At 36.9% G+C, this 15,632-nt stretch carries 11 protein-coding genes; 3 read left to right on the top strand and 8 right to left on the bottom strand.

Going from position 1 to position 15,632, the window contains the following annotated elements; all coding sequences use genetic code 11:
- Positions 1 to 13: 13 nt before the first annotated feature.
- On the bottom strand, positions 14 to 646 hold the full coding sequence (locus tag H7A25_22755; GenBank protein ID MCP5502737.1) for a response regulator: 633 nt from the start codon (positions 644 to 646) through the stop codon (positions 14 to 16).
- A gap of 74 nt (positions 647 to 720) precedes the next feature.
- On the bottom strand, positions 721 to 2,766 hold the full coding sequence (locus H7A25_22750; protein MCP5502736.1) for a 7TM-DISM domain-containing protein: 2,046 nt from the start codon (positions 2,764 to 2,766) through the stop codon (positions 721 to 723).
- Between the two features lie 167 nt (positions 2,767 to 2,933).
- On the opposite strand from H7A25_22750, the gene H7A25_22745 reads away from it, so the two are divergent.
- From H7A25_22745 to H7A25_22735, 3 genes are all read left to right on the top strand, one after another.
- Entirely contained in the window at positions 2,934 to 5,426 is a 2,493-nt protein-coding gene (locus H7A25_22745) for an ATP-binding protein (GenBank protein MCP5502735.1), read from the top strand.
- Positions 5,427 to 5,722: 296 nt separating this feature from the next.
- On the top strand, positions 5,723 to 6,061 hold the full coding sequence (locus tag H7A25_22740) for a hypothetical protein (GenBank protein ID MCP5502734.1): 339 nt from the start codon (positions 5,723 to 5,725) through the stop codon (positions 6,059 to 6,061).
- Positions 6,051 to 6,584: a hypothetical protein gene (locus H7A25_22735; GenBank protein ID MCP5502733.1), complete on the top strand. Its 534-nt coding sequence runs from the start codon at positions 6,051 to 6,053 to the stop codon at positions 6,582 to 6,584. The genes H7A25_22740 and H7A25_22735 overlap by 11 nt, the downstream gene beginning before the upstream one ends.
- 132 nt (positions 6,585 to 6,716) lie before the next feature.
- Here the strand turns inward: H7A25_22735 and H7A25_22730 are convergent, their stop codons facing one another.
- From H7A25_22730 to H7A25_22705, 6 genes are read right to left on the bottom strand one after another with little or no spacing between them, the layout of a single operon-like run.
- Positions 6,717 to 8,459 (bottom strand): Na+:solute symporter, encoded by a 1,743-nt coding sequence (locus tag H7A25_22730; protein MCP5502732.1) that lies wholly within the window; start codon positions 8,457 to 8,459, stop codon positions 6,717 to 6,719.
- A gap of 18 nt (positions 8,460 to 8,477) precedes the next feature.
- Entirely contained in the window at positions 8,478 to 9,242 is a 765-nt protein-coding gene (gene hisF / locus H7A25_22725; GenBank protein ID MCP5502731.1) for an imidazole glycerol phosphate synthase subunit HisF, read from the bottom strand.
- A complete protein-coding gene (gene gatA, locus H7A25_22720; protein ID MCP5502730.1) occupies positions 9,239 to 10,696 on the bottom strand; it encodes an Asp-tRNA(Asn)/Glu-tRNA(Gln) amidotransferase subunit GatA in 1,458 nt (485 codons plus the stop codon). Before gatA ends, hisF begins: the two co-directional genes overlap by 4 nt.
- The gene (gene gatC / locus H7A25_22715) at positions 10,693 to 10,977 is read right to left on the bottom strand and encodes an Asp-tRNA(Asn)/Glu-tRNA(Gln) amidotransferase subunit GatC (protein MCP5502729.1); all 285 of its coding nucleotides are present in this window, start codon (positions 10,975 to 10,977) and stop codon (positions 10,693 to 10,695) included. The genes gatA and gatC overlap by 4 nt, the downstream gene beginning before the upstream one ends.
- A 39-nt stretch (positions 10,978 to 11,016) precedes the next feature.
- Entirely contained in the window at positions 11,017 to 12,438 is a 1,422-nt protein-coding gene (locus H7A25_22710; protein MCP5502728.1) for an undecaprenyl-phosphate glucose phosphotransferase, read from the bottom strand.
- Between the two features lie 18 nt (positions 12,439 to 12,456).
- Entirely contained in the window at positions 12,457 to 15,438 is a 2,982-nt protein-coding gene (locus tag H7A25_22705; GenBank protein ID MCP5502727.1) for an LPS-assembly protein LptD, read from the bottom strand.
- Positions 15,439 to 15,632 lie beyond the last annotated feature (194 nt).

Genomic DNA, 15,632 nt, shown 5'->3' with positions numbered 1-15,632 from the left:
TATAATTTTTGCACTATATAAGACCTTTTCGTTCTGATTTTTTGAGAAGTTCTACCCGGTTTTTAACCTGTAATTTCTTATAAATATTACGAATATGAAAGCGAATCGTGGCCTCGGTAACATCTAAGGTTTCTGAGATTTCTCCTGCTGTTTCTCCATTTGTAATGAGTTTTAGAATTTGTAACTCTTTCGGAGTTAGTTGAATATCTTCCCTTGAATTCTTCAAGGGTTCCTGTAAATAATGAATCATTTTAAAAGCGATAGTTGGTGAAATATAGGCACCTTCTTTTAGAACAATCTGTATTACTTCCATAATATTCTTTTTATCTAATTTTGAAGCATAAGCTACGGCTCCCGCTTTTAATGCTTTAAAAATTGTTTCTTCTGAGGCTATAACACTAAGAATGATGACTTTGATTACAATCTTACGCTTTTGTAATTCTTCTAATAGATCAATTCCACTCATATGAGGAAGGTTAATATCTAAAAGTAAAATATCAAGGGAAGCAAGACTCTTCTCACTTAAAAACTCTTCGGCTGATTTCCAAAAGCGAAGATTTATTTCAATTTTCTGAAGTGTAAGTTCTTGATGCAGGAATTCCCGATACGGAAGATTATCTTCTATGACTCCAATATTATAAGACATACAATATCCTCTACCCTATTATTATATATGTTTTCTTGTTTTGTCAAGCGAATAGATATTTGGAGAATAAAATTTTATACAGTAAAAATAAGCGGAGCATAAATTTCTATTTGGTATTTTTCCTGAATTTGCTTTTGTATGATTTTTCCGGAGACAACTTCAACACGTTTCTGAATATTATGCATACCAAATCCTTCACCGGATAGGAATAAGCTATGTGATTGTAAATTTATCATAATCTCTTTTCTGTTTAATCTTAGCTTCCAATCGGCAGTGTTTTTTCCATATTTTAAATCATTATTTGTTATTTCTATAATGATAAAAAAAAGATTGTCTTTTAAAGAAGAAGTGATTTCGTTTATGGGATTCGCAGCTTCTTCTTCTATAGAAAAATGTAACTTCCTATTCATGGAAGAATATCTGCGAAGTAAATAGGTATGTATACCGCTTAAAAAGTCTTTACGTAAAAGTTCTAAGTCTTCTACGTAGTGCATCTTACTTCTTATGCTTTCATTAATTCTGCGTATTAATTGCTCAGATTCTGTTTGAATTTCCTGTGGAACAGAAAAAAGTTTTAACTTTTGATTTAATAAAAATAAATCGGATAGACCTCCGCCAATATAATCATGAATATCTCTAAAAACATTTTCTCTTTCTGTTTTTATGGCTAACTCTTTTTCTAAATTATGAACCTGTTTTATGCTTTCAAAGTTTTCCTGATAGGACGCCTGTAAGTCCCTGGTTCTTTCTTCCACTTTTACTTCTAATTGTTCTTTTAGTTCGATTAACTGTTTATTTGATAATTCTAATAAACTACTTTTATCGGTTAACTCTATTGTTAGAGATTCTGATATTTGGAAAGCATTTGAAAATTTCATAGAAAGCATTACCGCTTGAAAAAATACAAAAATTAAAAAGCCATAAGGGGCCAGATGGACCGTACGAATGTAACCGGCACCATATAACAGATCGTTAACTAATATTAAATAGAATATCATAGTTCCGGTAAATACAAGAATAGAACCGGCTCTTTTTCGTTTCAGGGCTATGATATAGACAAAAGTAGAATAAATAATAGATGCTAATAAGAATAATTCCATCGTGAAAAATATGTAGGAACCATAGATTTTTAATGGAAAAAACAGGGTACTTAATATTGCTAATAAGCTAATAAGATAAGAGAAAAATAGATAGGAGCAGGAAAATTCTTCAGGAAAAAGATTATAGATGTAAAATAAAAAGATAGGTACAGCTATATAGAAACTTAAATATTCAATTCTTGAAAGGACTAAAAATGATAAAGTAGGAAAGATATTCAATATGTATCTTTCTTCCATTAGAACAATTCTGGAAGCTATCAAGAGACAAAAAATACCGAATAAAAAAGGGCTTATGTCTTTTTTTCGCATGATATAAAGGATAATATGGTAGAAACCCATAATCAAAAGAACTCCAAATGTGATGGATTTCAAAGTGATCGTTTTCTTTTGAGATTCATAGATCTTATCAAGATGACCGATAGTAAGTCTATTCCACATTCCGGCTCTTGCATGATGATAGTTGGAAATAAGAAAGACAATTTCCAACTCTTCTCCCTGTATTCCGATAAGAGGAAAGGTATTATACTGTAGAAGAGGTATAGTTTCTTCTATAGATTTTCCAACTTTTCCTACAGAATACTGTAATTTGTTATTAATATATAAGTTGTATGCCATACATATATCTGTCATAGAAAAACCAAGTGGTGGTTCACCAGATTTTAATAAAACTTTCAATCTATACATTGCATAACCATCTGTCTCTAACAGTTTTCCATTCAAAGAGTAGTTCTGCCATTCAGAAGGTACATGTATATAGTGAATGGTTTCCGTTTTTTGTAATTGGAAAAAAGAGTTTTGTTGTATCGGATTTTCTAAAAAAACATTCCAATAAAACTCCCATTCGCCTTCGATGCCAAGGTTTCCATTTGTTTCAAAGTTATAGGAACGTAAATCTAAAATACCTTTATTGGCTACAGGTTTTTTAACGAAAGAGTCAGCCGGTCGAATATTTAGAAATATTAGAATACCTAAAAAAAGAATAGAAAGGCTGAGATAAATATTTATTGTTTTTTCCAGCACAGGACTATGCCTTCACTTTCTCCATTCAAACCAAATAGCTTTCTTATATCAATCTAAAATTAGAGAGCATAAGAAATTATTATTTTAAAACTCCTGTTGACAAAAAAAGGAATAAGTTATTATCATAAGCTTTAGTTTTTATTTTGAAAAGAGAGTAAGAGGGTTTTATGCCATCAAGTCCGGATGATAAGTTACAAGAGTTAGTATCTTCTGTAAAACACAGTATAGAGAAATCAGCCAAGAAGAAAGTAAAGCGTAAAGTTTCTTTTATTTTTCGGAAGCTGGGTAATCCGAGAAGAAATAAAAAGATTATTGAACAAGTCAATAAGACTTTTTTAGAAGAAGAAATTCGTTTAGAACCCGGTCTCAGTATAAATGATGATCTGGACTCTTATGTAGAATTCCAGTCGATTGCGACGAAACAGGAGAATGAAAAAGATTCCAAACAAAAAGAAGAAATCTTTGTAGTTCCGGATGATTTTATTAAATACTTATTTACTTTTTCAAGCGAAGCTGAGTATGAAAGGTTTCAGGCGGCCCTCGATTCCTATCAACCTGTAGGCCTGTTTTTAATTCCTAAAGAAGAAGATTTTTTTTCAGAGACTATGGAACAAATTTTCTCTATAGAGCTCCTCCAAAAAAGACAATACTCCGGAGATGATATGTTTGTAAATGAGCTTACTTATCTGGATGTATCCTTTACGGGAGATAATACGGATACAACAAACGAAGGGAATAAAAACGAAGGAAAGGACATTTGGACAAGTTCAGAAATCTATCATTTTCCCAGAACAATCATGCAAAATGTAATTCTGGGAGAAACAGGTACCGAACTATTAGATTCTTATAATTTTGAAATGAATCTACAAAGGCTTTCTCATACATCTAATAAACATTCAAAAACCCAGATATTCATTCTCTTTCATTGCCCCTCTCAGAAACAGATTCAAAAACTGCAAAAGCAAGATATACTGGAAAAAACCTTATCTTCTATTGCCAGAAGAATACCCAATGTATTTCGATTGGACTGTAAGTATGAAAAGGAATCTGACATAGAAGAAGAAGTAAGGAATAATGTCTACAAACACCTGAAACTTATCTATGATTTACCCGGACATGAAATAGATACAGAATTGAATCTTATTGAATTTGTAACCGAACTGAGAAGAACTCATGCAAGATTAGAATATCAGACTTTGCTTAAAATGGAAACAGAATACATAAAATCTATGGTCTGGGATGGAGAAAGTGATGAACATGTTTATTTAAAGTATTTTACCATTAAGTATCTCTGCGAAAAATTAGGATATTCTCAAAAAGATGTTTTTTGTAGTTCTTATGACTCTCCCCATTACCAGAATCAGGATGAATATGTAGATTATTCCAATATGCCTGATGTAAATGCGAAACATCAAATCGTTGTTGATATAGAAACTTTGGAAGGTAAGAATTTTGATAAGAATGTATATCTAAACTTTATACATACTCTTGTAAATAAAAGCCGTTCCTGGGTAGACTTTTCAGTATTAAAGAAAAATCTAAAAGAGATATATCTTTTATTTCCGGGTTTCGAAGTGGCCAGAAACTATTACCAGTTAAGTAAGTTACAGGAAGTTTTAGAAAACCATATCAGGGAAGTCTTTAAAAAGAATATTCCGATTACCATTTTTACACCGGACTATGAAAATCAAACGATAGTACCGGTAGATTTAAAGCAGGTTGTCTCTCAGAATTATAAACCGGTTCTTCCGATACAGTTACGATTTGAAGAAGAGAAAAAGCGTGATATTACAGAATTAAATTTTGATGATGTTATCGGGATGAAGGAAGAAAAAGAAGCTTTTCTCAATTTGAAAAAATTGCAGGAAAGTAATATGAAACTCGGAATAGGGGGAATTCTACTTTACGGTCTGCCGGGATGCGGTAAAACCTACATTGCTCGTGCTTTTGCCAGCGAAATAAACCGGCATTTCTTTGGTTTAAATCCGGCTGAAATTATCAGTGTATGGATAGGACAGTCTCAGAAAAACATCAGCCGAATATTTTCACAGGCCAGGGCGAAAAGTCCCTCCTTACTTTTTATTGATGAATTAGATAGTATCGGTTTTAATCGAGATATGGTGAATAAGGGAGGAGCTCATACCGATCAGGGTTCTACCATAAACCAACTTTTGATTGAGTTAAACAATATCGATGAAAAAGATGTACTGGTACTTGCAGCTACCAATCGCTTAAGTTCTTTGGATCCGGCATTGAAACGTTCCGGAAGATTTGATATTAAGATTCCCGTCTTTCCTCCTGATGAAGAAGAACGGGCTTTAATGTTTGCCTATTATATTGTAAAGATAAATGAAGAACTAATAACCCATGACAAAAAGCCGGTTCCGCAGCATGAATTATTCTTCGAAGAACTGGGTAGAGATTCAAAAGGTTTTACTTCTTCCGACATTCGCACTGTTTGTAACCTGGTAAGGATGGATTGTTTATTGGAAAAGCCCGGAAGTCATGTAAATGAATTTTTCTTCGATAAAATAAGAAAGTTTATCGAGAGAGGACAGAGAACCTTAAGGGCGGAAGATGTGAAGGGTTTTATTCTTGAGTGCAGGGCCAATGAATACGATGGACTGAAATTAGATAAATTAACTTCAGATTGGTTTTAGATTGCAAAGGTTATTCTTCTGTTTAAGAAAAATACCCATTACATGCTATCCGGAGTCAAAAAAATTGAACTTGACAGTCTAAAATCCATGATGGAAACTAAAGGAAACAGGAGAGTAAAAGAGATGCTAGTATCACCAAACTTGAGACGAGTTTCTTAGAGAAACTTTTCCGCAGGGTCGGGGTTTAGATTCAATATCTTTTCCTGCTGAGAGCTAAAACTCCAAAACAAAGATTAGTTTCTATTTGAGTATTTCATTTGACATTATTGTAGTTAATACCTCAAATTATAAAAGTGATGAAAACGGATAAAAAAACACCTAATCCTTATGGTAAATTGGGAGGACCAAAGCATCGAGAAAAAGTTATTGAAGTAGCGGGTGAAATTAAGCAGAAAGGTTTCACAGTAATTTTTGAAAAGATGGTTCGATTATTTGGTATAAAAAGACGTTTTGTTGATATTGCTGGTCTTGATGAAACAGAAAAAGTGGTAGAACTTCACCAAATTGGAAAGCAGAATAAAAATGGACAACCTGTAAAAAGAGAAAGAGTGATACTTGATGAATTGGAAAAAGCTACTGGTATAAAACCAAATTTTCATGCCTATAATGAAATAGAGAATAAAGATGAAAAGTAAACAGATTAATTTTTTTATAACACCGGAAGATGTACTTGAAATCGAAAAATATTTAACTAAACATAACTTTTTACTTACCTGTCATCCCCTACCTACTGAAAGTATTGTATTATTAGATTCCCTTTTAATAAGGAACCTTGAAAATAGCTTTAAAATTAGAGGACAAAAATTCATTTTTAGAGAAGAGGACAAATCTAATTTAGTTATAGAGTATATATCGACCCAAAAATACTATTCTGTGGAGATTTCTCAATCTCCTGTAATAGAGTTTCTTTACCCTCAAATGGAACCTGATGTTCTCCGACCGGGAAGATTATATTTTGTCAAAGATTATTTAGATAAAATTGAAATGAAAGAGAAAATGAAAGCGGAAAGTTTTATTTCGGCGGCAGAAGATTTGTTCAAATGGTTTCGTAAAACTTTTAAGAATAATACTAAGTTAAATGATTATGAGGGTTACTATATTTCAGAAAGAGCCTTTGAGTGGAAAGAACAAACAGGAAAAAAACTATTGCTTGAATAAAGCTAAAACTTCTGAAAGCAGGAGAGTAAAAGAGATGCTAGTATCACCAAACTTGAGACAAGTTTCTTAGAGAAACTTTTCCGCAAGGTCGGGGTTTAGATTCAATATCTTTTCCTGCTGAATGTATGTTTTTTATTCTTTATATTTAGGAAAGAAGATATAGGTAAAAAGACCTGAAGCAAACAGTAATCCCAGGTAAATGAGAGCCTTTGAATATTCCTGAAAGATTACATATCCAATTCCGAAGAGTCCTCCGAAGACCATTCCGATTCCTGAGACAGAAAGTAAGAAACTCCTGTAAGGGTTATAACAGGGAATTTCTAAGGGGATGGCGTTTTGAATGGCCCAGCGTTTCCAAAAAATACCGGGAGGTCTGACTTTTTTGTAGAACGATTTGAGGGTTGTAAAATCGGTTTTGGGAGTTAAATATGTAACTACAAGTATAGAAAAAATGCTACAACTTACAGTAAATAGCATTCCCCTTGCTGAATTGTCTTTCCATTCAAAGATTGAATGGGAGATAAAATAATAAAGTAGGGGAAAAAGAAAAGCCGAGAGTTCCGAATACGAATTAAGCCTTGCCGAAAACCAGCGGGCAATTAAAACAAAACCGAGACCTGCAGAGCCAGCCAATAAAAATTTCCACACGCCGGATATGGTGTCTATGAAATAAAAAGTAATGATGAGAGATACAAGCATCATAATAAGCTGTATCAGATAGGCGGTGCGTATGTAATGAGAGTCGGTTTTCTTTTTAGAGATATAAGGTTTATAAAGGTCGTTTATCAAGTAGGAAGTTCCCCAGTTTAAGTGGGTAGCAATCGTAGAAAGATAAGCTGCCATAAAGGTTGCAATAAAAAAGCCTGTGAGGCCGGGAATCGGTTTATAAGTTAAACTTAAAATATACCCTTTACCTTTATCTTTAGTCGAAAGTTCTGGAAAAAGAATATAAGCAACGAGGGCTACGATAATCCAGGGCCAGGGACGGATGAAATAATGGGCAATGGTAAACCAGAGAACAGACAGACTCGAAGAACGCATATCTTTAGAAGCTAATATTCTCTGGGCGATATAGCCTCCTCCACCCGGTTCCTGTCCCGGATACCAACTGGCCCACCAGGTAACTGTAATTAACACAAGGAAAAAGGAAAAGTCCATTCCCTTTCCATTTGAATCAAAATTCGGTGTAAATTCCAAAAAGGCTTTCGGAAGCTTTGCTTTTAGATTCTCCATACCTCCGATTTCAGGATAAGAAAGGCTTAAAAAAGCCAGGAGAATACATCCGGCCATAGCGAAAAAAAATTGAAAGGCATCGGCGTAGGAGATTCCGGAAAGCCCCATGAGAGAAGTATAAAAAAAGGCAAATAAAAAGAGAAGACTCACAATAAGAGCAGGAGAAATTCCGGGAAGTAAAACTTCTGCTATTTTTAACATAGCTAAATTCACCCAGGCCATAATCAGGATGTTCATGAAAAAACCAAGATAAACGGATTTGAATATACGTAGTACAATAGAACCCTTACCACTATAACGTAAAGCTACAAGTTCTAAATCTGTGCTGACACCGGAACGTTTCCAGAGCGGGGCAAAAAAATAAACCGTAATAATCGAACCTATAGAGCCATACCACCATACCCAGTTTCCGGAAATTCCGCTTTCGGCAATGAGTTCGGTAACGGCCAGGGGTGTGTCGGCTGCAAAGGTTGTAGCCACCATCCCGGTACCTGCTATGAACCAGGAAAGCTTACCACCGGAGCGAAAGTAATTTTCAAGACTTGTGTTACTCGATTTACGAGTGAGTAGATAGGATACAAGAAAACTGATACCTAAAAAAAGGAGGATAACAAGCAGGTCTAAAAAGCCAATATGAGTCATAAGAATATACGAAAATGCTTATAAACGAACTTTGACTCCCATATCCCGCATAGCCTGCTTGATTTCGAGAATGGAAGTTTCTTTAAAATGAAAAATGGAGGCAGCCAGAACTGCATCGGCACCACCCCTGTGAATAGCTTCGACAAGGTGTTCCGCCTCACCGGCACCACCGCTGGCTATGACCGGAATTTCTACATGGGATGAGATAAGCTTTGTTAAGGGAATATCAAATCCATCTTTAGTGCCATCCTTGTCCATAGAAGTTAAGAGAATTTCACCGGCACCCATGGCTTCGGCTTCCTGGGCCCAGTCTAAAGCCTCTCTACCGGTTTCGGTTCTTCCCCCGTGTGTATAAATTTCATAGCGGTTTCTTTCTTTGTTGAATCTGGCGTCTATAGCACAGACAATGCACTGAGAGCCAAATACTTCGCTGGCTTCTTTTAAAACAGAAGGATTTTCAAAAGCTGCGGTGTTAATAGATACCTTATCTGCTCCGCGGGTTAAAACAGCACGAACGTCGGCAGCGTTACGAATACCTCCACCAACCGTGAATGGAATAAAAATCTTGTTAGCCACATCTTCAACAAGATGAATGAGAATCTCTCTTTTATCACTCGAAGCGGTGATGTCTAAAAAGCAAAGTTCATCGGCCTTGTTTTGTTCGTAGATTTCAGCACATTGCACCGGATCTCCCGCATCAACGAGATTAATGAAGTTAATTCCTTTAACTACACGGCCATCTTTTACATCGAGACAGGGAATCACTCTTTTGGTAAGACTCATTGAATTTCACCCGGTAACTGAATTTTTAGTTCTTCCCAATCGGAAAGTTTCTTTATAAAAGAAAGAAGTTTTCCTTCTTTGTACATAGGAGCTGTAACCTGTAAGCCAACCGGAAGTTTTTTTTCATCCAAACCGCAGGGAATGGAAATGGCAGGGAGTCCTGCTAAATTTACACTGGTTGTCAGAATATCTGCCTTATACATCTGTATGGGATCCTGGGTTTTTTCTCCTATTTTAAAAGCTGTAGTAGGAGAAGTAGGTTGTAGAATGAAATCAACCGAAGAAAAGAATTCTTCGTATTTCTTCTTTAAGAGTATTCTGGCTTTCTGTGCCTGTCCGTAGTATGCGTCATAGTAGCCCGATGAGAGAGAAAAGGTTCCGAGTAGAATTCTACGTTTTACCTCCGGACCGAAACCTTCCGTTCTGGATTCAGTATAAAGGTCTTCTAATCTACCACCCGTATTTACTCTTTTTCCGTAGCGTATTCCATCAAATCGTGATAGATTGGAGGAACATTCGGCTGTAGCAATAATATAATAAATAGGAATCGAATATTTGAAAATAGAAAAATCAAATTCCTGAATACTCGCACCTTTCTCTTTCAGGAGTTCTAAGGCTTTGTGAAAGTTGTTTTTTACACCCTTTTCCCAGTCTTCTCCTTCATCTTTCATGATACCAATTTTTACTCTACTCAGATCTATTTCTTCTAATTCAGAAGAAGAAAAATCCGGCAGGCGGTGAGAAGTGGAGTCTTTCGGATCATGACCGGTAATGACAGAGAGTAAATCAATGATGCCTTCCGGGTCATTGGAAAGAGGGCCAATTTGATCCAGACTCGAAGCATAGGCAACCAGACCGTAACGGGAAACTCGACCATAACTTGGTTTAAGACCCCAGATACCGCAGAGAGAGGCAGGCTGACGAATCGAACCTCCTGTGTCGGAACCGAGGGCTACAGGAAGCATAGAAGAAGCTATGGCAGCAGCAGAACCTCCACTCGAACCACCGGGAATGCGTTCTGTGTCAAAAGGATTCTTAGTTAAACGAAAGGCTGAATTTTCCGTGGAAGAACCCATGGCAAATTCATCCATGTTCAGGTTAGAAAATAAGATGAAGCCTTTATTTTTCAGCTTTTCGATTACAGTAGCGTTATAAGGAGAAACAAAGTTTTCTAAAATTTTAGAGGAGCAACTTGTCCTTACATTTTTTATGCAGATATTGTCTTTAATGCCTACCGGGATTCCATCAAATACAGAAAGAGCTTTTCCATTCTTTCTTCTTTCATCTGACTCTAAGGCAGCTTCGAGAATGGAAGCTTTATCGAGACTTATAAAGGCTCCTATTTTCGGATCAAGACTTTCGATTCTGTCTATATAGGCCTTGCAGAGTTCAAAAGAACTGAGTGTATTATCCTGTAGTGCTTTTTTTATTGCTGAATACGTTTTATGGATCATGTTTCGATTACCCTTGGAATGACAATGTGACCATCTTCATATTCCGGAGCTAGCTTTTCTATTTCGGAGAGATTTAAGAGTTCTCCTTTTTTATCTATCCGGATGGCATTTTCGTGATTGAAATAGATTTCCTCTTCGTTGATAGACGAGGTATCGAGTTCTTTTATTTGATCTACGTAGGACACGATCTTGTTGAAGTCCTGTAAAATGGGTTCTATTTCCTCTTCTTTAAACTTGAGTTTAGACAGGGCTGCGATTTCTATAAAATGCTGTTTATCCATACCGTTTCTTTGATTCCTAAAAACTGGTACTATAAAAATTCAATAGGCATTTTTGTCTAATACTCCTTTTATTGGGGTCATTAAAATTATCTTTATATCAAAGAGCAAGGACCAGTTTTCTATATAGTAAATGTCTGCTTTAATTCTTTCATCTATAGAAGTATCCCCCCGAAGACCGTTGACCTGGGCCCAACCCGTAATTCCTGCTTTTACTGCGTGTCGTCTCATATAGTGGTGGTGTTTTTCCCGGAATTGTTCTACAAAAAAAGGTCGCTCGGGTCTTGGACCGACAATTGACATACTACCCATGAGAACATTGAAAAATTGGGGAGTTTCATCGAGAGAAAGCTTTCGAAGAATCTTGCCTACACCGGTAACTCTCGGATCGTCTTTAACCGTCCACTGGGTGTCTGACTGTTTTTTTTCCTGCACATACATGGAACGAAATTTTAGCATCATAAAGCTTTCGTTATCCAGTCCTACTCTTTCCTGTTTTATAAAAATAGGTCCCCTGGAGCTCAACTTGATGGATAAAGCAATGAGAATATAAAAAGGAGAGAATACAAGGATAAAGCCAAGAGCAAAGAGAAAGTCGAAGGTTCTTTTTATAAAGCGATTATAGCCGAGCCGAATGGGTATATCCCGGATCGAGATAATCGGAATTCCGTCGAGGCTTTCCACCCTTCCTCTGGACGTAACGAATTCGAGGTAATCCGGAACGACTTTCAGGTCTATACCTTCCGTGTCACAGGTATCGAGGGCTTCCCGCAGGTATTCTTCTTCTCTATGGTTCAGAGCGTAGATTACAAGATCGGGTTTATTTTCTCGAATCAGAGATTCTAAATGGTCTAGAGTTCCGATGATATTTAAATTAAGTTTGTCATCTTCCGGTTTGGGAATATAGGGTCCGGGTTGGGATTGTTTTTCAGATTTGATATAGCCGGCTATCTGGTAGCCGTAAATCTGGTGCTTTTCAAAGATTTCTTTCAGTTTTAGAGCATTTTGTCCGGTGCCAATAATCATGACCTGTCGCAGGTTATAGCCTTTCTTTCTTAAATTTTTTAAGACTAAACGGAATATATAATGAGAAAGAGAAGTAAGGATAATATTCGTAAAGGCATAATACGAAATTACAAGTCTGGAAAAACTATCTCCGCGGAAAAAGAATAAAAGAGCAAGGATGATTAAAAGGTTTACTAATACGCCACTGAGTATGGCAATAAATTCTTCCGAAAAGGAGAGTCCTCTTCTCGGATGGTAAAGTTCTATAGAAATAAAAGCTAAAACCTGGGTTAAGGAGAGAATGATTCCGAGGAAAATATAATTTATTCCTGAAAAATAAAACTCCATATCGGAAAAAAAGAAACGGATTCCGAAAGCAAGGAGGAAGCTTATGCCCGAAATAAATAAATCGAGGGCAATGAAACTGAGTTTAAAGGTCTGGCTTCTTTCTTTTAACATAAAATAAATCCCATATGATTATAAACCTCCATCCAGAGGTCGTTTTCTAAACCTGTATATTCTGGCTCTGGCATCGCGGAAAGCACTGCTGTCGCCGAAACCGATATTGGTGAGGGATAAGGTAACGAAAACGGACTGGTCATAGAAATTTACCTGTTTATCCATGCTCAGGCCTCCCTGAATAGAGCGAAGGTTCATGCTGTATCCGTATCGAATATCAAAGTTGTGAAGGTTATGCTTAAAGGCAAATTGGAAAGTATTAATGTTTAAGGCTGTAGTCTGGCGATTATTTGAACCTGTTACACCGCTTCCATAGGCCAGATCCCTTTGAAAACTACTCTGGGAATAAGCCGGGTCGGTAGATAGGCTATAAGAATTGGTGACTGCTACCGGATCCTGTCCGTTTCGGTAGTAAGAAAGACCTCCAACCTGATTTGTGTATCTCCAGGGTTGTGTAACTCTTGAGTCCAGTTCTATTTCCAGACCGATAAATCTTGTAATTTGTAAATCGGTTTGGAGATAGACCCTATAGGCATCCAGATAGGCTGCTTCAAATACATGATACCAGGAACCTCCCGCTTCCAACTTTTTAAATCTTCGGATAAAAGGAAGTCGGAAGCCTCCTAATTGGTAACCGAGTGTCAGGTTATTATAGAGCTTTTTCTTAAGGGTAGTGTGATAAATATAATCATTATTAAAGAAAATGCCGGAAAAAAAACTACGCTTACGTTCTAAGTGGGAGACCTTTTGATTTCCGAAACCTTCTAAGAAATCATAATAAGATCCCATTCGAAATATGGTATAGTACCAACGTTCCCGGTTTTCAGGTTCCGGCTTATAACTTTGGGAAAAACGACGTAAATCCCGTATGGTAATGATAGAGAATTCCATGCTTTCAAAAGCGTTACTGGATAAGGAGAATTCTGCCTCGTGTTGTCTGTCCTGCGAATTCTGGGGGCTAAACCTATCAGAAGATTGTTCCAGTGTTTTTTCCGGAATCTCAGATTTTATCGACTGGATTCTTCTATATGTAGTTTTGAAGAGCAGGGCGGGAACACCTATGGAAATCACGTGGTTATTCCGCAGGTATTGATAGGATTCCCTTTTTAACTGCCTTTCAAGGGCGATGTCTGAGGCTGAACGGGTGCTGGAATCCCCGGTGAACTCCGCTGAACGCTTGGTGGCACCAATATAAACAGAGGGATCATAACTGATATAGCTTCCGAGGTAGAGGGTTGTTTTAAAACCGGTTTCTCCCTTTGTAAAATACTCGGTTCTGAGTAGGTTCGCTTTATAATCCTGGTAATAATCACTGTAACCCAGGCTTCCAAGACTATAGGGAAGGGGAGTACGGGTAGGGTAGGAGTAGTATCGTTGTACGGAGCTTAAAACGTCTATATCCCAGTAGAGAGGGGCCTCTGAAAGGGGAAAACGGGCAATCTCAGAAGAATTACGGATATGTACTCTGGGTACTTCCTCATAAATGGGAAAATAGCCGGACTTTCCACGGGGAATTAAAAAAGCATAATTATTCATGCGGGTGGCTTTAATGTTAATACTCAAATCTCCCCTGCTTTCGGAATAATCAAAGTCCCAGATCGGGTTTTGTTTGAAATAGGAGCTTCTTTGTTGACGACGTGTGTAGATGGCCTGAAGGGTATTGGCCGGTTGGTATCTGTAACCAAACTCATACTCATAGGCCGGGTTTTTATACTCTTCCATTTTTATCTGAATATTTCGGGTTCCGTCGTTCATGGCATTATTTTGCTTAATGTTTGCATTCAAATCGACTTTCCACCAGTATTCTTCGTCGACTCCGTATTCACGAATTGGATGAGCTCCACTTGTTCCGTAGAGGAGTTCTTCTGCTGTAATCAGACATTTCTTACCGTATTTAATGCATAAATCTCCTTTGTCTACCTGGTTCGTGGTAACTGTATTCCCCACACCACCGGCTCGGAATCGCTTTTCATAAACACTGGTGGCTTCATAGCGCTTATAGTGGGCATAACCCGTATCCAGTCTATAGTTTAACCAGGGGCTTCGTTTCCAGAATTCCAGACCGAAAGCCTGACCTGTTTTTTCATAATAATCCAGCTTCACTTTTCTTCCTATAGGGGAAAAAAGACTGAGAGCGGCAAGAGGTTCTGACCACTGGTAACTGGTCTGTAAGAAGCTTCCCTGGGTATTATTACGTCCGGCCTGCACAATCCAACCGCTTCCGAGACTTGTAGTATAGAATAAGGGAAGATAGAAGAGTTTAAAACTTCCTACTTGAAACCAGATGTTACTGGCCGTAATCGTATTATTTTCATAAACAATAATTCTTTTCGCTTTAAAGGAATAGTGTGGAATTTCAGCATTGCAGGCGGTAAAGTAACCTAAATCCATTAAATACTTGTTTTCATCTACTTTTTTGATTTTCTTACCTACGAAAAAAGAAGTTTTTACTTTTGCCGAGGTATCGTATAAAATTCCTCTTTGAAGCTCTGTATCATAGATGAATTTATTTCCTCTGGCACTCAGATCTCCTTCCTCATATTCAATATTTCCTTCTGCATAGATTTCATTTCGTTTGGAATCTACAGTTAAGGAATCTGCAATCAGGCTACCCTTATTTAGTTTTACCCTGACTCTTCCCCTGAGAACCAGAACACCGGATTTATTTCTATCAACCTGCATAAATTCTGCTTCGGAAGCATTCTCTATAGAAATTGGCAGGGGATCTTTTTTAGGTGTGGATTCAGGAGAGTTTTCCTTAGTTTTCTCCACTTTATGGGCCTGTAAAAGACTCTTTAAGCGAATTCGTTTGTTATAAACGGAACCGGAAGTATCAGCTCCCAGTTCCTGCAAATATTCATCTACTTCTCTGTCACTCAGAGTATCCAGAACATCTGCAAGAATTTTCTTTTTTGTTTCATCAATAGATTGATTTTTTTTTAGTTCTTCCTTCTTTTCTTCTTCGGTATTCAGACCGGGAATAAGAGGAAAATCTGGCATAGTGGTATCCTGTGGGAATATGGCCCTTAGAGATAGAAATAAAAAGAGAAAAACGTTTTTCCGGGAAATTTGAAATCTCATAAATCTAGTCTTTTTATATATAGGCCTGTTTAGTGTCCTTTTCTGTCCGATAAAGAAGTAGACTATTTGACCATTGATTCAAGGATATGATTCAATTCACTAAAAAAATATAG

The organism is Leptospiraceae bacterium (assembly GCA_024233835.1).
Classification (GTDB): Bacteria; Spirochaetota; Leptospiria; order Leptospirales; family Leptospiraceae; genus JACKPC01.
This window is presented reverse-complemented; position numbering and strand designations above follow the sequence as displayed.

What these genes read in the sequence shown, in the direction of transcription:
- H7A25_22755 (MCP5502737.1), bottom strand. Translation starts at nt 646, where the DNA reads ATGTCTTATAATATTGGAGTCATAGAAGATAATCTTCCGTATCGGGAA.
- gatA (MCP5502730.1), bottom strand. Translation starts at nt 10,696, where the DNA reads ATGATCCATAAAACGTATTCAGCAATAAAAAAAGCACTACAGGATAAT.
- H7A25_22710 (MCP5502728.1), bottom strand. Translation starts at nt 12,438, where the DNA reads ATGTTAAAAGAAAGAAGCCAGACCTTTAAACTCAGTTTCATTGCCCTC.
- H7A25_22735 (MCP5502733.1), top strand. Translation starts at nt 6,051, where the DNA reads ATGAAAAGTAAACAGATTAATTTTTTTATAACACCGGAAGATGTACTT.
- gatC (MCP5502729.1), bottom strand. Translation starts at nt 10,977, where the DNA reads ATGGATAAACAGCATTTTATAGAAATCGCAGCCCTGTCTAAACTCAAG.
- hisF (MCP5502731.1), bottom strand. Translation starts at nt 9,242, where the DNA reads ATGAGTCTTACCAAAAGAGTGATTCCCTGTCTCGATGTAAAAGATGGC.
- H7A25_22740 (MCP5502734.1), top strand. Translation starts at nt 5,723, where the DNA reads ATGAAAACGGATAAAAAAACACCTAATCCTTATGGTAAATTGGGAGGA.
- H7A25_22705 (MCP5502727.1), bottom strand. Translation starts at nt 15,438, where the DNA reads ATGCCAGATTTTCCTCTTATTCCCGGTCTGAATACCGAAGAAGAAAAG.
- H7A25_22730 (MCP5502732.1), bottom strand. Translation starts at nt 8,459, where the DNA reads ATGACTCATATTGGCTTTTTAGACCTGCTTGTTATCCTCCTTTTTTTA.
- H7A25_22745 (MCP5502735.1), top strand. Translation starts at nt 2,934, where the DNA reads ATGCCATCAAGTCCGGATGATAAGTTACAAGAGTTAGTATCTTCTGTA.